Source organism: Microcystis sp. M144S2, assembly GCF_020246065.1.
Classification (GTDB): Bacteria; Cyanobacteriota; Cyanobacteriia; order Cyanobacteriales; family Microcystaceae; genus Microcystis; species Microcystis ichthyoblabe_A.
This window is the reverse complement of the sequence record NZ_JADBTR010000065.1, coordinates 37,547-57,225: the sequence shown is the minus strand read 5'-3', so window position 1 is coordinate 57,225 and position 19,679 is coordinate 37,547. Positions and strand designations below refer to the sequence as shown.

Genomic DNA, 19,679 nt, shown 5'->3' with positions numbered 1-19,679 from the left:
ACGCTGAGCTCACGGCCGAAGCCCACACCCCACACCCTCTTTCAAGTCAGGAGATTATTTTATTTATTCTCCCCACACCCCACACCCGTTCGGACCTCGGCGTGAGCTCGGTCGAACGCTGAGCTCACGGCCGAAGCCCACACCCCACACCCCACACCCCAATTCATAATTCCCACTAACTAAATGACTGAGCAAGATACTGACTGGATAGGGTTGATGATCGGCAATTCTCGCTTACATTGGGGGTATTTTCGCGGTCAAACCCTGTTAGCTTGTCTCGATACTCCTCACCTGAACGAACCCCTAAGTGATGAATTTTTGCGACAAATTTTCCCTAAACTCTTGACAAATAAATGTAACTGTGCATTGATTGTCGCCTCCGTGGTTCCTAGCCAAAAAGAATTATGGGCAAATTATGGCAATTTACGGATAATTACTTTAAAAGATATTCCTTTACTGGATTTATATACGACATTCGGCATCGATCGAGCTTTAGCTGTCTTAGGTGCGGGGAAAAAATACGGATTTCCCTGTTTAGTCATCGATGCGGGAACAGCTTTAACTTTTACGGGAGTGGATAGGGATAAAAAGCTAGTGGGGGGGGCCATTTTACCCGGGTTAAAGGTGCAATTAGCCAGTTTAAGGGAACGGACGGCAGCCTTACCAGAGGTGTCCTTATCGGAAAGATTACCGAAGATGTGGGCAAAAGAAACAGCAGAAGGGATAAGAAGTGGGATAATTTATACAATTTTGGCGGGAATAGAAAAATTCACTCAGGAATGGTTAAATTTATATCCAGAGAGCAGGATAATTTTAACAGGGGGAGATGGGGACTTAATTAGGGATTACTGCCAAGAAAACGCCATTAAATCGCTCCTAGTGGATAAGACGATAATTTTTGAGGGAATTGCTGCAGTTAGGGGAATCTCCTCCTGTTTAATTGACAAAGGCGAACATATCTAGTAAAGTCGGAGAAAGTTTTCTCAACTTGGGAAATTTCTCAACAACTGGGCAAAAAATTCAGGATATAGTTATGGCGATCGTTCTAGTAACCGGTTCTGCTGGTTTAATTGGTTCCGAATCAGTGAGATTTTTTTGTGATCGGGGTTATACCGTCGTCGGTATCGATAATAATATGCGTCAGGTATTTTTTGGCGAAGACGCTTCAACGGAGTGGAATCGAGCCAAATTATCGCAAGATTACGGGGATAAATACATTCACCATGCTGTAGATATTCGCGACCATGAAGCTATTGCAGCTATATTTAAAACCTATAGTCATGATATATCCTTAATTATCCACACGGCGGCGCAACCTTCCCACGATTGGGCAGCTAAGGATCCCTATATGGATTTTAGTGTCAATGCTAACGGAACTTTAGTATTATTAGAAAATACTCGTCAACACTGTCCCCAAGCAGTATTTATTTTCTGTTCCACCAATAAAGTTTACGGGGATAGACCGAATGAATTACCTTTAGTAGAAAAAGAACTACGTTGGGAAATCTCGGAAAATCATCCTTATTTTGCTCAAGGTATTGACGAGTTGATGAGTATTGATGCTTGTAAACATTCTTTGTTTGGTGCCTCGAAAGTGGCAGCGGATGTGTTAGTACAGGAATATGGGCGTTATTTTGAGATGAAAACTGCCTCTTTTCGTGGCGGTTGTTTAACCGGTCCAAGTCATTCGGGAACCCAATTACACGGGTTTTTATCCTACTTGATGAAATGTACGATGATTGGCAAAGAATACAGTATTTATGGGTATAAGGGTAAGCAGGTACGCGATAATATTCATAGTTACGATCTCGTCAATGCTTTCTATCATTTTTATCAGGCCCCGCGAGTAGCAGAAGTTTATAATATCGGTGGTAGTCGCTTTAGTAATTGTTCCATGTTAGAAGCTATTCAAGAATGTGAAGCGATTGCGGATAAAAAGTTAAACTGGCAGTATGTAGAGACCAATCGTATTGGTGATCATATCTGGTGGATTTCTGATGTGAGTAAGTTTAAAAATCATTATCCTGATTGGCAGTTAACCTACACAGTAACGGATATTCTCAAGGAGATTTTTAGTCAAAACGTTAGCCGTTGGACTTAGGGTAAATCAAGAATTATTCTGGTCAATTTTTATCTGCTAGTTTTCCCTCGTTACCAAAGTGATTTTTAGCAAAATATACTGCTAGTAATTGAGGGACTATGTTAATTAGTTAGTAAGAGGATATTAATCGCAATATTGACCTAGAAAAACTAAACCAGAGCATATTTTAAGATACCATTATGTTAACTAAAATCTACAACAATAAAATTTTCCGATTTCTCATTGCTGGGGGAGTGGCATTTCTAATCAACTTATTCTTAATTTATTGGTTCATTGATGACTTGGGATTTAATACACCATTTTTGAAGAATGTTGCTAATGTCATTTCGATAGAAATATCTTTAATTGCTAGTTTTTTTATCTATAGAATCTGGGTGTGGACTGGAGGAGATTGGACAATCAGAGATGTGATTTTGATACAACTTCCTCTCTATCATCTCTCGGCAGGTTTAGCAGTTTTACTGCGAGTTTTCTTGATATTTCCCTTCTTAAACTGGTTAGGAATTAGCCCCGGAGTTAACACAATGATCGGGGTTTTAGTGGGTGCTAGTATTAATTATGTCGCCAGTGATAGCCTAATTTTTAAACCCAAGAATAAGACTAATGAGACAGAAATGTACTATCCGGAAGGATTAGCGCCAGCTTTCGAGATGGACGGTTACTCTCACCCACGTCAATCAAGGGATAACCATGGGGTAAAAACCCTATCAATAGTTATTCCTGCTTACAACGAAGAAGATTGCATCGAAAGCACAACTCACTTAATATCCGAACGTTTAGAAGAGGATAAAATTGATTATGAAATCCTAGTGGTTAATGACAATAGCAAAGATAACACCGAAGCAGTTCTGCAAAAAATCAACCAAGACAATCCTCGGATTCGCTACATCAATAACTATTATCCCAATGGTTTTGGTTTTGCGGTGCGCTGTGGGTTAGAAAATTTTAGCGGGGATGCAGTTGCAGTAGTAATGGCAGATAATTCCGACTCTCCCGATAACATGGTGGACTATTATTATAAACTCCAAGAAGGCTACGATTGCGTTTTTGGTTCTCGTTTTATCAAAGGAGGAAAAGTTATTGATTATCCCAAGCACAAGTTATTCGTCAATCGTTTGGCTAATCTATTCATTCAAGTTTTATTTGGGCTAAAATTTAATGATACCACTAACGCCTTTAAAATCTATCGTAAGGAGGTTATCGAAGGAATCTCACCTCTACTATCTCACCATTTTAACTTAACAGTAGAGATGCCCTTAAAAGCAATCGTGCGAGGATATTCCTATACGACAATTCCCATCACTTGGCGCAATCGTACCACGGGGGTTTCCAAGTTAAAACTCAAGGAAATGGGCAGTCGTTATTTATTTATAGTTCTCTCTATCTGGTTAGAAAAACACCTTTCTCGAGGCGACTATAAGCGCAAACAGAAAAAGAATCAAGTCGGTTGATAATTATTATCTAGTGGAGTATTATTGATGACTAGGCAAGTGTTAATTACTGGTGGTGCGGGTTTTGTGGGCAGTTCTTTAGGTTTAGGATTAGCCCAACTCTATCCCGACTGGAAAATTATCGCCTTAGATAACTTAAAGCGTCGGGGTTCTGAATTAAATATTTCCCGTCTCAAACAAGCGGGAATTGAATTTGTTCATGGAGATGTCAGAAATGCAGAAGACTTAGAAGCATCAGCTTTGCCAGTGGATTTAATCCTAGAATGTTCGGCAGAACCTTCTGTTTTAGCTGGTTATACTTCCCCAGGCTACGTTTTGCAAACAAACTTAATTGGAACGATTAACTGTTTAGAATTAGCTAGACAAACCCAAGCAGATTTTATTTTTCTCTCCACCAGCAGAGTTTATCCCATTGCCTATCTTAATCAATTAAACTATACAGAAACAGATACTCGTTTTCAGTTATCTGAACAGCAAAATTTACCTGGGGTTTCTGCTTTTGGTATCAGTGAACAATTTCCCTTAGATTTGCCCCGTTCTCTCTACGGTTCCACTAAGTTAGCATCGGAATTGATTATTAATGAATATGGGAATGCCTACGGATTAAGAACTTTAATTAATCGTTGTGGAGTTTTAACTGGCCCTTGGCAGATGGGAAAAGTTGATCAGGGAGTTTTTGCCCTTTGGGTGGCTAATCATTACTTTCAGAAGTCCTTAAAATATATCGGTTATGGGGGTACAGGGAAACAGGTTAGAGATTTTCTTCATGTAGCTGATTTACTCGATTTAATCGATATTCAGATTGCTAATTTAGAACAATTCAATGGGCAGACTTTTAATGTGGGGGGTGGGCAAAATTTTTCCTTGTCCCTTTATGAAACCACAAAACTATGTCAAGAAATCACGGGCAATAGTATAATGATTGAGGCAATTCCCGAAAATCGCACCGGAGATATGCCAATTTTTATCACTGATTCTCGCAAAATCAGTTCTATAACTGGATGGCAGCCTCAGCGAGATGGTAGCAAATTAATCCAAGATATTTTTGATTGGATTTATAATCACGAGAAGGAATTAAAAGGTATTTTTTAAAGAAAAATTCTGGAAATAAGGCTATGCAAATCACCAAAATACTTGCTTCAAAAACAATCGTTTTTAATTTAATTATTAGTCTAACTCTGACTTACCTGTTTTTGGCATTTTTGCCGACGATACACTTAATAAACCCTGGATTAGATGCTTCTTGGTCTTACGGAATTAGTCAAGCAGCCAAGGAAAAGTTAGTTTTTGGAAAAGAGATAGTTTTTACCTATGGGCCTCTGGGATATTTAACGCAAGGAGCTGCTTTATATAGCAATTTTAAGCAAATTATACTTTTCAGATTTGCCGTTCATTTTGTCCTATTAGGATTATTGATTTTAAGGATAATAAAGTTACAAACGAATAGTCTTAAAATATTGATATTAATTAATTTTATTTTTATATTTGTCCTGGGAATTCATTACGGCAATACTATAGGATTTACGACAGATTATCAAATATTTTCTATATTTTTACTGGCTTTAAGTTTTGAGAAATTTTTTATAAAATATTTACCGGTAAATTCTATTATAGTAGGTATGTTTACTGGGTTGGCTATTTTAACTAAGTTAACCTTGGGAATTTATATAGCGGGTACTTTTTATCTCTTTTTATTTTCGGGCTTTTACCTAGCCTATAGAAAACAAAAACTAAAGAATTTGAGTAAATATATTCAATCCCTGTTTAATTTTACTTTAATCGCTATTTCTGTTGCTAGTATTTTTTTATATTCTGGGCAATCAATAACAGTTTTAACAAAACTATTGGTTAATTTTATAATTTCGGGAATAGTAGCTTTTGTTATTGATAAAATTTTGAGTAAAACAAGGCTGACAACATTTTTTAAAAAATTATTACCTTATCTAGTTTTTTATCTGTTTTATACAACTTTATTAATTCAAAGTTTTTCATCAAATAACTTTCCTTCTTTATCTGAATATATACTCAATTCTTGGCAAATTTCTTCTGGTTATTCCAGTGCCATGAGTCTTACAGGTTCTAAGAGAGCATTTATATCCTTGATCAGAGATATAAATGTTCTCCTCGCAACATTATGTTGTGCAGTGATAATAAATCTACTTTTTCGTCTGTGCAATAGTGGTTCAACTAGCCTAAGTACTGCCCTGCTATTTCCCCTATTTTTAGGATTTAAGCACGGATTTGTTCGTCAGGATTTTCATGTAGTGCTGTTCTGTATTATTGTCCTGCTAATCATCTCATTATATTTTATCAAAATTGACAATAATCCAGTTAAGAATAAACCAAAATTATACATTATTTACTTAATTTTATTACTATCTTGTATCGCTATTTCAACTCTTAGAAATTATCAATTTAGTAAACTCAATCCTGCAAAAGTAGCCAATAACATAAATATTGTTGTTTTATTGCTCGATAACAATAAATTTCAAGCAGAGGTTCAAAGGATTACGAGCGAAAATTTAGTTAAGTTAAATAATAGACTAAAACTTCCCGATTCTGTGCTGGAAAAAGTGCAAGGCAAAACTATTGATATAATTCCCTGGGAATTTTCACTTATTCCGGGCAATCAGCTTAATTGGAAACCGAGGCCGATTATTCAATCCTATTCTGCTTATACAGAAAAACTGGATGAACTAAATTATCAAAGCTTATCTCAATCTCCCAGAGATTATCTGATTTATCACTTTCAATCTATTGATGACAGACATCCTTTTTTTGATGAACCTAAAGCCTTTTCCTATGTGGTTTGTAATTATCAACTTGACTCGGTAAATTCGCCCTTCCCCGTCCCCGCAATCAAAACCAACTTTTATCTTCTAGAAAAACGAAATATCAGTCGTTGCAGTCCAACCCCTCTAGGAGAGACTACTAATGTTACTTGGGATCAAGTCTATGAATTACCTACTCGTAATAGTGGGATTACTCGTGTTCAAGTTAAATTTGAATATTCTTGGTTGGGTAAAATAATCAAAAAAATATTTAGAATCCCTCCTGTGATAATTAACGTTAATTATCTCGATGGAACTCAAGCCAATTTTCGCTTTGTTCAAGATAATTCAGCTAATGGAGTTATCCTTAGTCATTTACCGAGAAATGATCAGGAATTAATGGCATTTTTTCAAGGAAAATTACCACCACAAGTCAAATCTTTTAGCTTTTCTGTCAGTAATCCTCTGCTATTCTCCCCAGAAATAAAAGTAACGCCTTTTTGGGAAGTTGACACTGGTTCATAATCTTTCTTGAACCTTGAAAAGCGGTTAATATCTCTGGCAAATGGAGAATAGGGAACTCGAATCCCTGACCTCTGCGGTGCGATCGCAGCGCTCTACCAACTGAGCTAATTCCCCAGATATAAACCATAATAGCATTTTTGAGCAGAAAATCCTAGTAACTGGCAAGGGATCGAGGGGCAAAAAATCGAGCGGCTTGCCTCTGGAAAACTTTAAAATGAAAAAAGTAATCTTGAGGATGATAACCAATGGCGATACTACGCTTAGAGAATGGGACAACCTATACCCAGTTAGCCGATATTAGTCTGGAATTGGCCAAATTAAATGTTACTTTAAACTATTGGCCGATCGAAAACGAAGCCACTCGTCAGCTACTTAAACAAGCTTCTCTGACTGACGAAGAAAAAGAAATAGTTTTAACCAGCTTAGACGGTTATTTTGAGCAACTAAAGCAAGAAGCGGGTTATCAAGCTAGAGATTTAATCGTTTTACACCCTGAAATTCCCAATCTCGACACTTTACTGGCCAAATTCGAGCGCTGTCACACCCACGCTGACGATGAGGTGCGTTATATCATTGATGGGGAGGGGGTTTTTGGCTTTGTCTTTCCCGATGGTTCTCAGGGGGAATTAACTATTCAACCTCAAGAATATATCAATGTTCCTGCCCATAGCGAACACTGGTTTCACCTCACTGCCAGTAAACGAGTTAAAGCAGTGCGTTACTTCACCACTACCGCCGGATGGGTTCCCGAATACACGGAAACCGTTATTCGTTTTCCTAGTTTAACAGTCGTGTAGCTCTTGGTTTTAGGCGATCGCTTTCCCAATAAGACAGATAAGTTTTGCGGGGATGGCAACGCCGGCAGCCACAATCTGTTAAGCGGCAAATTTGTCCTGTGGAAAATCTCCCGTCTAGTGCCTAGCTTGACGGGAGATTTTCTCAATTCGGGGGATTGGCGTGATAGATTTAGTCTAAGCCGAATTGATTGCCCCGTTTGTACTGTAAATAGGCGGCAACGAACAAACCCGCTAGGGTAATGGGAATTAAGCCTAGGACAATCCCTAGCACTAAAGGTTCAATCACGTCTGTACTCCTTGGATTAGCAATTTTTCACCCGTATTTTATCCTAGCAGGGGTTGCCCGCGAAAGATAGGGCGGACAGCAGGTAGATAGGGCGATCGCGGAAAATTGGTTAATATCAGATCCCCTGCAAAAATCAAAAATTTTCCCTTAGGGGTGTGGCAAGTGGGAAAAATCCCAAAAGGAAAACTTCCTATCTCACCATTAAGATAACTGCTGTACTCTAGGAGCGACCGAGAAAAAATTTTCTCAATTTGCCTTTACCCCAATAGCGATCGATTTCTTGCCAGAGATTGTGGAGACAAAAAACCACTGCGAGACAGAGAGTAACCGCAAGGATTTGAGAGAAACTTTCCCTTTGCCAAAATTTGGCCATTGCCTGCGAAATTACCCGCGTTCCCAGATAAGCTTCCAGAAAACCCTCGATCGAGCCGAGAATCAGTGCTGCTAGGGTATAAACAAAGGTTCGATATAGAACGCTAACGTAACGGGGACGATTTTCTAACCATTCTAGCTTCATGGCTGCGTCGAGAATGGCCACGGTTTTTGCCGCAAGGATCGCTCCTAAGATCGCTTTACCCAAAACGTAGGTGGTAATCGAATACTCTTCCAGAAATAATTTCATGATCAGAAGAATATAACCGAAAGCCAAGAAAAAAAACAGGGCAAGAGAACCGATTTTTTTCAATTCCTTTTTAATTGCTTCCATTGATTTTTTTTGACATTTTCTGCCAAGATAGCGGCCGCGTACCATAACTATAAGCTATAGTTAATTATTTGTTGCAGCTATTCTCTGAACTCTACCAGCAAGTTTGATCGCCGATAACTGAACTGATGCTTGAAACTAATTACGGCTTGCTGAATAAATCTAAAAACCTTGTTGTATAAGACTTTTAGACTTGTTTTCCCTCAAAAAGTGCCGACCTTTGGAGTGATTAGGGGGAAAATTCCTGGACTTTTTCCCTGAAAATTAGGTAATTGACCACCTGAAAATCGGTAAAACCCCACACCCCACACCCGTTCGGCTGAGCTCACGGCCGAAGCCCACACCCCACACCCTGCCCCTAGGAAAAGCTTTTTCAGCAAACCCTAATTACAGCTTGATTGTCGATAAAATGAGGATTACCGAGGGGATCGATGGCACTGAAAGCGTAAAAATAACGGCGTGCTAGGGGCGGAAAATCGCTAAAATCGAAGATTGTGTCACCTTTGGCCACATCTGCCCAAAAATTTCGTAATTTCGGGGCTAATTCCTCCGCTAGACTCATGGGAAGATTGAGGGGATGGCAGGTTAACAAACGCATCATAAAAGGATAAGAGCGATCGCCTAACCATTGCCGAGAAATAGCGGGTAAATTCTCCCATCCGGGTATATTTTGCAGATGAAAGGATTCTATGGCTAATTCAACCGTGTTTTCGGAATATTCTAGCACCCGGTAGGGATGGGGATAACTGACGAGAGAACCGGTGGTAATTTCATAGATACCTCTGGCAAAAGCCAGATCCTGCACATGGAGATGGCCAGTAATCAACAATTTTACGCCGTTTTCCTCTAGTATATCGAGCAGTTCTACCGCATTAGCCAACATATAGCGTTTACCTAATTCATGATTGCTTTGTCCGGGTAAATGCTCGATAACGTTATGATGGATCATCACCATAACCAGATCGTTTTTTAGCGATGGTAAAATCTGTTTTAACCAATGCAATTGTTCTGCATCTAAACTGCCAATTTGTTTACCTTGATCATCGAATTGATTAGAATTAAGACCGATTAATTGCACTCCGGGTAAAATTTCTTTTTGGTAGTATATTTGTTCTGGATCGCTGTAACCAAATTGTTGATAATAAAAGGGAAAATCTCCTAAACCGATCTGGTTTTCTGTTGCGGTTAAACTCAAAACATCATGATTACCCGGCACCACATAGACGGGGAAGGGTAAAGTGGCTAAACAATCGGCTAACCAACGATGATTTTCTGGTTCACCATCTTGGGTTAAATCGCCAGCAATCAGCAGAAAATCGAGGTTAAGGGTGATGAGATGGTCTAAAACAATTTTTAAAGCGGGAATACTCACTTCCACCAGATGAAAGCGATTAGAATGGTTTAAAATGGTTGTGGGTAAAGCGATATGAGGATCGCTGAGAATGGCGAAACGGAAATTCATCGCATTCAATTGGGCTAAATATCGGTAAACTAGATCGATCGAGGAGAAATAGAGGAGAAAATATCTTTGGCTAAAGTTCGCGTTCGTCAGCACGTCAATCCCTTAAGTCATAAATATCGCCATCCGATCGCTCCCCCCGATTGGAATCAAGTTTATCAGGATATGACGCAACCTCTCCATCTTGACATTGGTTGTGCGCGGGGTAAATTTTTGTTACAAATGGCCCAAGTAGAGCCAGAAATTAATTTTTTGGGGATTGAAATTCGTCAACCTTTGGTAATTGAAGCCAATCAGGAACGGGAAAGGTTAGGATTAAGTAATCTCGCTTTTGTTTTTGGCAATATGAATGTTGCCCCAGAAATTTTACTGCAATCTTTGCCCGCAGATAAGTTATTTTGGGTGTCGATTCAATTTCCCGATCCTTGGTTTAAACAGCGTCACAGTAAGCGTCGGGTTGTGCAGCCAGAATTAGTAATAGCTTTGGCTAAGTATATGGTAGCTGGGGGCTGGGTTTTTTTACAGTCGGATGTGGAATCGATCGCCCTGGAAATGACCGAGAGATTTCAAGCACATCCCCATTTTGTTCGGCAACATCAAACCCCCTGGTTAGCGGAAAATATTTTCCCCGTACCGACGGAGAGGGAAAAGTCCACTTATAATAAAGGTCAACCGGTTTATCGCTCGCTTTTTCGAGTTCGGTAGCTTCAGTTAAAATATCTTGGCACTGTCTGAAATCATGGTTAGAAATCTCGACTCACCCCTAATACTTGAGGATAATAATCGCCCCCCTGTCTCTCAATTGCTGGAATTTCTCTTAAGCAAAGAAAAAAACAATAAAAAAACTAAAGAAAATCTTACTTTTGAGGCTTTAGTCGGTACTTGGCGATTATACTTTATCACGGGAACTCAAAAAGCGAAAAAGAGAGCGGGGATTGTTTTGGGTAAGGGTCGCTATCTACCATCCTGGTTAAAAATTACCATCTCTTACCAAAGAAATGAGAGTTTAGAACCGGGAGAATTTATCTCTGGAAGCGTCAGCAATCAGATAGTTTTAGGGGCAGTAAAACTATCCGTAAGCGGTCCGGTTAAGTTTTTTCCTAAAACCCGTCTTCTCGCCTTTGATTTCACCAGGCTCAACCTAACCCTATTTAATCGCTCTCTCTATTCTGGTTTTATTAGAAATGGCCAGGTAAGTGAAGCGAATTTTTATCAGGAAAGTATCAAAAAACAGGCATTTTTTGCCTATTTTCTGATCACAGAAACAATGATAGCAGCCCGGGGACGAGGGGGAGGATTAGCCCTTTGGGTAAAAGAGATAAGTGAGACAAAACTAGCTGAAAAATAATTTATTAGAGGAGAAATAGATGGGATATTCTATCGATGTAGATGGGACAAATTTTGACAGTGAAGTGATCGAGAAGTCCTATCTAAATACAGTGATTTTAGACTTTTATGCCCTGTGGTGTGGACCCTGTAAATTGGTAAAACCGATGCTGGAAAAACTGGCAAGTGAATATAATTTTATCCTGGCAAAAATAGATATAGATAAAAGTCCCGAATTAGCCGAACAATACGATGTAGAAGGAGTTCCAGATGTGCGAATTGTCAGCAAGGGAGAAGTGTTACCCTGTTTTGTCGGTGCTTTGCCAGAAGAACAAATTAGAGACTTATTTTCCCGTCTCGATTTACAATCGGAATTAGAAACAGGATTAGCAGAAATCAAAGAAGCGATCGCCCTCGATAATTTGCCCGCAGCTAAACAATTATTTGATCGTCTTTTCCCTAAATATCCCAACGAACCGCGATTAGTTATTATGGCGGTAAAATTTCTCATGCGTCTGGAAAAATGGTCAGATGCCTATCGATTAATCAGTGCTATTAAAGAGGAAAATCCTGTTATCAAAGGTTGGAAAACTCTCCTAGAATTTCAACAGTTAAAACCAGAAAATAATCCCCTCGATCCGATATTTTTTACTGGGATTAATTTCGCTTTAAAAGAAGATTATGCCGCTGCTTTAGATAAACTGATCAGCCTGGTGGGAGAAAGTAGAAAATATCGTCAGGATGGGGCAAGAAAAGCCATGTTAGCCATATTTCAGATTTTAGGAGTTAGTCATCCCCTCACCCAAGAATACCAAGCAAAGTTAACATTTCTGCTCTACTAGGTAGGGTTTGCGGCAAAAAGTTTTTTGGTGGGGTTAGGAGTCAGCAATCGGTCAAAACTAAAGCAATTCCCCGGAAATTTCAACAAATCTATTCCTCGAATTTCTGTTGACAATTGCCAGGGAATTGCTAGAGACAAGACAGTTTATTTGTGGCGAATCATTTCATAGAGGGCAACGTATTCTTCCCCGGGACCATTCCAAGAGTAATCGCATTCCATGCCTTGAATCGCTAATTTTTGGAATTCTTCTGGTTGAGTGTACCACAATTCTAATGCTCGGGACATGGCTGATTCGAGGGCATTATTATCGGGATCAAAAAAGACAAAACCATTGCGTTCTTCCGGTTGGTGATAGGTATCATAATCGCGATCAAAAACCGTATTAACTAAACCACCAACTCCCCGGACGATGGGAACGGTTCCGTATTTTAAGCTGATTACTTGTGTCAGTCCGCAGGGTTCAAAATTACTGGGAACCACAATCATATCAGCCCCCGCATAAATGAGGTGAGATAATTCCTCATTAAAGCCCAATTCAATATGGACATCAGGGTTATTATTTAGGTGATTTTTCTCATGCCAGAACCAGTTATTAATTAACGATTCGGTGGCGGAACCTAGTAGGACAAATTGCGCCCCGCGAGCTAAGGCATAATACATGGCATGATGAACTAAATGTACGCCTTTTTGGTCATCTAAACGACCGACATAACAAATTAAGGGCTTTTCTGCTTCATCTCTTAACCAGAGTCTTTCTCGCAGTGCCTTCTTATTGCGGGCCTTCTCGGAGAAGCTATCAACACCGTAGGGTGCAGGAATAAATTTATCTACTTCCGGGTTCCAGATATTGTAATCTAAACCGTTGAGAATGCCAGTAAATTTGTGTTGATGCTGGTGAATTGTATGACCTAAACCGTAACTAACATCGGTGTGGTGTGCTTCCCAAGCATGGTGAGGTGAGACGGTATTGAAATAGTTGGCAAAAACGATCCCACCTTTCATAAAATTAATCACAAAAGGATTGAAGTTATCGCGCAGTCGGGCATAGCTGAAGTAGTAAGGATCGTTATTTAATCCTGTTGCCCAGAGAATTTCTGCACCTCCAAATCCTTGGTGCTTAAAGTTATGGATGGTGTAAAGAACGCGCTGATTGCCCATACCATGATATTTATAAATTTCAAAAAGTAAGGGCGGAATTAAACCGGTTTGCCAGTCGTGACAATGAATTATATCGGGACGTTTATTACTTCTGAGCAAAAATTCTAAAGCGGCTTTAGAGAAGAAGGCAAAACGCATATTATCGTCTTTACAACCGTAGTAAGTGCCGCGATTAAAGAAATTATCGCCCGAATTGGGTTGAATAAAGAAACACAAGCGCCCGTGTACCCAACCACAAAAAACGTTACAGTGAATTGCGCCACCGTACCAAGGCACCCACAGGTCCCGATAAGCCTCGTGTAAGCCCCAAATTTGGTCGTAGCGCATACAATCATACATGGGTAGGATTAGCTCCACGCAATGACCGCGAATTTCTAATTCTCGACTCAATCCATATACCACATCCCCCAATCCCCCAGCTTTAATCACCGGGGCGCACTCGGAGGCAACCTGAACTATATACATATATCAATAACTCCCTCGATTAATCTACAGGTCAGCTAGAAGCAATTTTTACAAAAGTATACAGTCTTCTGTGATTAAATGGCTCGATCGAATTAGTTGCGGGTTTGGGTGTTGGGGTGTTGGGGAGAACAAAGCTGCCTTTTGCCTTTTGCCTTTTGCCTTTTGCCTTTTGCCTTTTGCCTTTTGCCTTTTGCCTTTTGCCTTTTGCCTTTTGCCTTTTGCCTCCTCAATATTAACAGCGTTTTAACTGTCCTAGAAGCAAAATCACCTCATCGATGCCGTTTCTGAGGGTAGTGGCGGGTTTATCGCTGTTATTGACGGTTATGCTAAAGATTAGGGGTTGATTGTCGGCGGTTTCTAGATAACCGGCGAGAGCGATAACTCCGGTTAAAGTCCCGGTTTTTGCCTGTAATCGTCCTTCTAGGGGAGTCTGGCGAAATCTATTGGTTAAAGTGCCATCAATGCCGCCAATGGCTAAAGAACGACGATAATCAGGATTTTCTGCCATTAGTTGTAATATTTGACCTAAAGTATTGGGTTTAATCAGGTTTTGTCGTGATAGCCCCGAACCATCGCCGATTTTATAACTATCGCTGTTAATTCCCAGTTTTGTTAAAGTTTCTTGCAATCCCGAGACACCGCCGAGCATTTGTAGTAGGGTTTCGGCTAGTAAATTATCGCTATTTTTATTGACTTTTTCCACCAAATATGCTAGGGGTTCTGATTCTAAATTTGTGATTTCATCGCCGCGAATTTCTGAGCTAATTTCGGCGGTTTTAACGGTAATTCCCGCTTTTTCGAGGATATTACGCCAGCGATCGAGGAAATACTCCGAGGGTTGGGGAATAGCTAAATTAAAATCATCTTGACTATCAATAGCCAGAGAACCAGTGATAATCAGGCGATTATTGGCTAAATTGCCCTTAATTGCCAAAGTATTCGGGGTTCCTTGCGCTGCAGTGCTGGTTTGATTCTCAATTAGCCATTGTTTAGCGGCAATGGGATCAGACCATTGTAAATCTAAGCTTTGCCCCAATTGTCGCGGTAAAAGCCTTAAAGTGACGGAATTTTCGTTTAAAACCAAGCTAGAAGCACTAACTGCGTAGTCAAAAAAGACATCTTCCCATTCCCATGTTTTTTGACTATCGGAGACGACAAAAGGACTAGCAACGACAATTAAACGAGAAATTGAGTTAATTCCCCTTGCTTTTAACTTTTCTGCTAATTTTTCTAACTTTTCTGTGGTTATGGTTGCATCTCCCCTCCCGACTAAGGTTAAAGTCTCTAAATCGGGGGGGTTGCCTTGGGCTAAAATGGGGGTTTTCAGACGATAATCGCGGTTAAATTTGCTGAAAGCGGCAGCAGTGGTTAATAATTTCGCAGTAGAAGCGGGAGTAAAAAAGTTATTTTCGTGGAGACTATAGAGATTTTCCTGAGAATTAAGGGATTTTACTAAAATTCCCCAATAAGCGCCTTGATAATCGGGGCGGGCCAAAATGCGATCGATCTCGGTGGCTAAGTCTGCGGGACAGATAAACTGGGAAGGGGGGGAATTGTCTTGACTGATGGGGGTTGCGAGGGTGAGGGGATGGTTTACCCAGAGAAATAGGGAACAGGTCCCCAAGAGAAAAGATAATTTCGAGCGGCGTGTTAGCATAGAATTAAATCTTGGCAGTAGGTAGGCGTTAAAAATTATCAGATGCCCCCCTTATTAAGGGGGATCCCCCCGCCTATCGGCACCCCCCTTATCAAGGGGGGTAGGGGGGATCGAACCTAAAATCCATTTTTAATTTAATTATAACCAGCTACTTAGTAAATAAATTGACTCTAATTTAGCAGCATTAGTGACTATATTGTGCTAGTTACTCGATAGATTCAGTTAGGGATTGATCCGAGATATTCGCTCCCCTTTTTGCCCAGAAAGTTTTTTGATTCCGTCAAATTTCTATTTATTCGCGAGGATATTTTTATGAGTTATGATTTTGATTTATTCGTGATTGGTGGTGGTTCTGGTGGTATTGCCACCGCTAGACGGGCAGCCGAATACGGGGCAAAAGTGGGATTAGCAGAATACGATCGTTTGGGAGGAACCTGTGTTAATCGCGGTTGTATTCCTAAAAAATTAATGGTTTATTCTAGTCGTTTTCCCCAACTATTTAAGGATGCGGAAGGTTACGGTTGGAGTCCGGTAGAGAGTCAGTTAAATTGGCAAAAATTAATTAGCGCGCTTAATCAGGAAACTATCCGTTTAAATGGCATTTATCAAAAGATGCTCGATAATTCTCAAGTGACGCTTTTTCCTAATTATGCCAAGTTTATTGATACCCATACCCTCGAGGTGGGAGAGGAGAAAATTACTGCCGATAAAATTTTAATTGCCGTGGGGGGACATCCCGTTAAACCCGATATTCCGGGGATCGAACATACAGTAGTTTCTGATGCCATGTTTCAACTGCCAGAACAACCGAAAAGAATTATAGTTTTAGGGGCAGGATATATTGGGGTAGAATTTGCTGGTATTATGCACGGATTGGGGACAGAAGTGGTGCAGTTAATCCGTAAAGACAAGATTTTAAGAGGGTTTGATGAGGATATCCGCGATGAGATTCAAGGGGAAATGATCCGTCAGGGAATTAAAATTATGCCCGAAACTTTCCCCACTTCGATCGAGAAAACTGCTGAGGGTTTAAAAGTACATATTCAGGGGAAAGAAACCTCAGAAATGCTCTTTGTTGATGCCCTAGGATTAGCCGCTACGGGAAGAATTCCTAAGCTGGAAAAATTGGGCTTAGAGAATGTCAATGTTGAGGTCAAAAACGGGGCAATTGTCGTCAACGAGTATAGCCAAACCAGCGAAGATAATATCTATGCCGTGGGCGATTGTACCGATAAAATTAATTTAACTCCCGTGGCGATTAATGAGGGGCGAGCTTTTGCCGATACAGTCTTTGGTAATAAACCCCGGTTAATGAGTTATGAAAACGTTCCTTCGGCAGTATTTTCTACTCCTGAAGCGGCGACGGTGGGATTAACAGAATTGCAAGCAAAAAACCTATATGGTGACACGGGAATTAAAGTTTATCGGTCTAAATTCCGCCCTGGTTACAATGTTTTACCAGGCCGAGAGGACAAAACTTTGATGAAATTAGTTGTTCATCAGGAAAGTGGTAAAATTCTCGGGGCGCACATGGTGGGAGATCACGCCGCCGAAATTATTCAAGGAGTAGCCATTGCCGTAAAAATGGGGGCGACAAAAGCCGATTTTGATGCCACTGTCGGCATTCATCCCAGTGCTGCCGAGGAATTCGTCACCATGCGTTAATTAACAATTTTAGGTGTGTTAGATAGGTGTTAAAAATTGTCAGACACCCCCCTTATTAAGGGGGGATTAAGGGGGGATCCCCCCGCCTATCGGCACCCCCCTTATTAAGGGGGGATTAAGGGGGGATCAAAGACAAAATCTATCTTCTTAATTATAACCACTTACTTAAAACAACCTAACACACCAGAGAAAATTAACCTTTTGGGCTATTGACAATTGAGCCATTTTGTGATAGTTTTTCGGTTAATTTTTGAGCGAGATTTAAGATATCGGAGGGAAGCATAATCACGGTACTGGTGTTATTTTCCGCTCCAATTTCCGTTAACATTTGTAGGCGGCGTAATTCCAAAGCGGCGGGGTTTTCCATGATTAATCGGGAAGCTTCCGCTAATTTTAGGGAGGCTTCCTGTTCTGCGGCAGCTTTAATCAAACGGGCCCGTTTTTCTCGCAATGCTTCCGCTTCCTTGGCCATAGCTCGCTGCATACCAGTGGGAATTTCCACATCTTTTATCTCCACCCGTTCGATATCAATGCCCCAGGGTTCGCTAATTTCATCGACAATTTGTTGGACCGCGTGATTAATTTTGTCTCGTTTTTGCAAGACATCATCGAGATGATTTTGACCGACTACATTTCTTAAAGTGGTCATGGCCGCTTGATAAACGGCCGCGGGGTAGGATTCGACTTTATTAATCGCTTTGCCCGGGTCGATAATACGATAGTAGAGAACCGCATTAACCTTAATTGTGACATTATCGGCGGTGACAGTTTCTTGCGGGGCGATATCGACGGTTTTGGTGCGAATATCCAGCTGCATTTTTTGGTCAACTAGGGGAATGATCCAGTACAGTCCGGGGCCTTTGGTGTCTTGATAACGACCTAGGCGAAAGATAACACCACGCTGGTATTCTCGATCGATTTTAAAGCCATTTAACCCCAGAATGCCCGCTATCAACAGCAAGGGTGCTAGAAATTCCATATTAATTACCACTTATCGGGTTCAAGTTAATCAGTGTGCGGTGACATCTCAATTACAATCTCCTCGCTCCTGACCACTAATACATTCATTCTAGAGAGTAACCGGGCTGTCGGGGAAACTCATAACGAAATATTACAATTTTTAGGAATTGCCCACCCAGCAGGGATGACTCTACTTCCAGACCCCGACCTGAGATAAACTACAGAATGTTATCAGAATTTACCTTGATATTATGAGCGTAGTTAGCCAAGTCATCCTCAAAGCCGACGACGAACTTCGTTATCCTAGTAGTGGTGAACTACAGGGTATCGGGCAATTTTTAAAAACCGGTGAGCAGAGAATTCGCATTGCCGAGACTCTCGCTGAAAATGAGAAAAAAATCGTCGATCAGGCTCAAAAACAACTGTTCAAGAAACGTCCCGATTATAGAGCGCCGGGGGGTAATGCCTACGGTCAGCGTCAATATAATCAATGCTTGCGCGATTATGGTTGGTATCTCCGTCTAGTTACCTATGGGGTATTAGCCGGAGATAAGGGTCCGATCGAACAAACCGGCCTGATCGGGGTCAAAGAGATGTATAACTCTCTTAATGTTCCCGTCCCCGGCATGGTGGAGGCGATTCGTTGTCTCAAAGAGGCCGCTTTAGGTCTTTTGACTCAAGAAGATGCCGTGGCAGCAGCCCCCTACTTCGACTTTATCATCCAGTATATGTCCTAAGCGATCGGGACAGTCCCAGAGGCCTGAAGTCTGAAAAGGGGCAATTTTCCCCTCTTTCAGGGTTCAGGCTTGACTTTTTTCAGTGTTGCCAAAGGCACGGCGTAGCCGTCCAGTAAACAGTGATCAGTAAGCAGTAAACAGTAATCAGTGAAAAGACAGTAGTAAACTGGCATTTGATCAGGCTCACTTAATACATACTGCTCACTTAATACTCAAAACTGATAACTGATAACTGATAACTGATTATGTTTTGGCGCATTATACTACTTACTTTTCTAATACCATCGGTCTATGGGCTGTTTGGCTGGTCGATCGCCCATGAGCGTTTATCATGGAGTGATTGGTTACTTGCCCGCGGTGATGAAATGAATTGGACTCTCACTAGCGAATGGCTAGAAATCATCATCTATATCCTTGCGGTAGGGGTTATCCTCTTAATTGCCCTAGGATTAACTCTGTTTAGTAACTTAATGCCGCTATTTTTCCGCAGTTGGTTTAAAAATGATATTAGCGCTGTATTATCAATTCTTGGCTGGTCCTTGGCGGTAGTCTTTATCTTCCACAAGTGGGCGGTATTTACTCGAGCTTTAATTCTGTTAGCTGCTGCTATCCTCGGTCGTCTAGAACTTCAGGAAGCGGGTTACAATAGGTGGCAAGTTTTCCTGATGATCACCATCCTCTGCTTAGGTAGTTTTGGCTTGGGAATTTGGGCTTATAATCTTTGGGGTCACGAATTACATCAAGTTACTACTGATTAATCTTATCTGGTGCGTGGGG

General features: G+C 40.7%; 18 protein-coding genes and 1 tRNA gene. 12 read left to right on the top strand and 7 right to left on the bottom strand.

Annotation, left to right across the window (positions count from 1 at the left end; genetic code table 11):
• Positions 1–183 precede the first annotated feature (183 nt).
• The 5 genes from IM462_RS08955 to IM462_RS08935 all read left to right on the top strand — a co-directional run bounded on the left by IM462_RS08955 (position 184) and on the right by IM462_RS08935 (position 6,848).
• A complete protein-coding gene (locus IM462_RS08955; RefSeq protein ID WP_287699908.1) occupies positions 184–963 on the top strand; it encodes a pantothenate kinase in 780 nt (259 codons plus the stop codon).
• A gap of 70 nt (positions 964–1,033) precedes the next feature.
• Positions 1,034–2,101, top strand: coding sequence for an NAD-dependent epimerase/dehydratase family protein (locus tag IM462_RS08950; RefSeq protein ID WP_287699907.1), 1,068 nt, complete (start codon positions 1,034–1,036; stop codon positions 2,099–2,101).
• 179 nt (positions 2,102–2,280) lie between these two features.
• Entirely contained in the window at positions 2,281–3,552 is a 1,272-nt protein-coding gene (locus IM462_RS08945; protein WP_287699906.1) for a glycosyltransferase, read from the top strand.
• 27 nt (positions 3,553–3,579) lie between these two features.
• Positions 3,580–4,644, top strand: coding sequence for an NAD-dependent epimerase/dehydratase family protein (locus tag IM462_RS08940; protein ID WP_287699905.1), 1,065 nt, complete (start codon positions 3,580–3,582; stop codon positions 4,642–4,644).
• A gap of 23 nt (positions 4,645–4,667) precedes the next feature.
• A complete protein-coding gene (locus IM462_RS08935; protein WP_287699904.1) occupies positions 4,668–6,848 on the top strand; it encodes a hypothetical protein in 2,181 nt (726 codons plus the stop codon).
• Between the two features lie 41 nt (positions 6,849–6,889).
• Here IM462_RS08935 and IM462_RS08930 read toward each other — a convergent pair.
• A tRNA-Ala gene (locus IM462_RS08930) sits at positions 6,890–6,962 on the bottom strand.
• A 131-nt stretch (positions 6,963–7,093) separates the two neighbouring features.
• Between IM462_RS08930 and IM462_RS08925 the strand changes: the two genes are divergently transcribed.
• Positions 7,094–7,645, top strand: coding sequence for a 1,2-dihydroxy-3-keto-5-methylthiopentene dioxygenase (locus IM462_RS08925; RefSeq protein WP_287699903.1), 552 nt, complete (start codon positions 7,094–7,096; stop codon positions 7,643–7,645).
• 169 nt (positions 7,646–7,814) lie between these two features.
• Here the strand turns inward: IM462_RS08925 and petG are convergent, their stop codons facing one another.
• The 3 genes from petG to IM462_RS08910 all read right to left on the bottom strand — a co-directional run bounded on the left by petG (position 7,815) and on the right by IM462_RS08910 (position 10,096).
• Positions 7,815–7,931, bottom strand: a complete 117-nt coding sequence (petG, locus tag IM462_RS08920) for a cytochrome b6-f complex subunit V (RefSeq protein WP_002738052.1) — start codon at positions 7,929–7,931, stop codon at positions 7,815–7,817.
• Positions 7,932–8,151: 220 nt separating this feature from the next.
• Positions 8,152–8,637: a hypothetical protein gene (locus IM462_RS08915; protein ID WP_287699902.1), complete on the bottom strand. Its 486-nt coding sequence runs from the start codon at positions 8,635–8,637 to the stop codon at positions 8,152–8,154.
• A gap of 370 nt (positions 8,638–9,007) precedes the next feature.
• Positions 9,008–10,096, bottom strand: coding sequence for a metallophosphoesterase family protein (locus IM462_RS08910; protein WP_287699917.1), 1,089 nt, complete (start codon positions 10,094–10,096; stop codon positions 9,008–9,010).
• Positions 10,097–10,162: 66 nt separating this feature from the next.
• Between IM462_RS08910 and trmB the strand changes: the two genes are divergently transcribed.
• From trmB to IM462_RS08895, 3 genes are read left to right on the top strand one after another with little or no spacing between them, the layout of a single operon-like run.
• Positions 10,163–10,798, top strand: a complete 636-nt coding sequence (gene trmB, locus IM462_RS08905; protein WP_002801525.1) for a tRNA (guanosine(46)-N7)-methyltransferase TrmB — start codon at positions 10,163–10,165, stop codon at positions 10,796–10,798.
• A gap of 34 nt (positions 10,799–10,832) precedes the next feature.
• Complete coding sequence (locus IM462_RS08900; RefSeq protein WP_002801524.1) at positions 10,833–11,441, top strand: hypothetical protein; 609 nt, start codon at positions 10,833–10,835, stop codon at positions 11,439–11,441.
• A gap of 19 nt (positions 11,442–11,460) precedes the next feature.
• Positions 11,461–12,261 (top strand): tetratricopeptide repeat protein, encoded by an 801-nt coding sequence (locus tag IM462_RS08895; RefSeq protein ID WP_287699901.1) that lies wholly within the window; start codon positions 11,461–11,463, stop codon positions 12,259–12,261.
• 143 nt (positions 12,262–12,404) lie between these two features.
• On the opposite strand, the gene glgA is transcribed toward IM462_RS08895, so the two are convergent.
• Together glgA and dacB are read right to left on the bottom strand one after the other, a co-directional pair.
• The gene (glgA, locus tag IM462_RS08890) at positions 12,405–13,883 is read right to left on the bottom strand and encodes a glycogen synthase GlgA (protein ID WP_287699900.1); all 1,479 of its coding nucleotides are present in this window, start codon (positions 13,881–13,883) and stop codon (positions 12,405–12,407) included.
• Between the two features lie 232 nt (positions 13,884–14,115).
• Positions 14,116–15,540, bottom strand: a complete 1,425-nt coding sequence (gene dacB, locus IM462_RS08885; RefSeq protein ID WP_287699899.1) for a D-alanyl-D-alanine carboxypeptidase/D-alanyl-D-alanine endopeptidase — start codon at positions 15,538–15,540, stop codon at positions 14,116–14,118.
• A gap of 312 nt (positions 15,541–15,852) precedes the next feature.
• Here dacB and gorA point away from each other — a divergent pair, with 312 nt between their 5' ends.
• Positions 15,853–17,205, top strand: coding sequence for a glutathione-disulfide reductase (gene gorA / locus IM462_RS08880; protein WP_287699898.1), 1,353 nt, complete (start codon positions 15,853–15,855; stop codon positions 17,203–17,205).
• A gap of 193 nt (positions 17,206–17,398) precedes the next feature.
• Here gorA and IM462_RS08875 read toward each other — a convergent pair whose 3' ends face one another.
• Positions 17,399–18,184, bottom strand: a complete 786-nt coding sequence (locus tag IM462_RS08875; protein ID WP_287699897.1) for a slipin family protein — start codon at positions 18,182–18,184, stop codon at positions 17,399–17,401.
• A 232-nt stretch (positions 18,185–18,416) separates the two neighbouring features.
• Here IM462_RS08875 and IM462_RS08870 point away from each other — a divergent pair, with 232 nt between their 5' ends.
• Together IM462_RS08870 and IM462_RS08865 are read left to right on the top strand one after the other, a co-directional pair.
• On the top strand, positions 18,417–18,902 hold the full coding sequence (locus tag IM462_RS08870; protein WP_002738559.1) for an allophycocyanin subunit alpha-B: 486 nt from the start codon (positions 18,417–18,419) through the stop codon (positions 18,900–18,902).
• Between the two features lie 245 nt (positions 18,903–19,147).
• Positions 19,148–19,660: a hypothetical protein gene (locus IM462_RS08865; RefSeq protein ID WP_287699896.1), complete on the top strand. Its 513-nt coding sequence runs from the start codon at positions 19,148–19,150 to the stop codon at positions 19,658–19,660.
• The last annotated feature ends 19 nt before the right edge of the window (positions 19,661–19,679 follow it).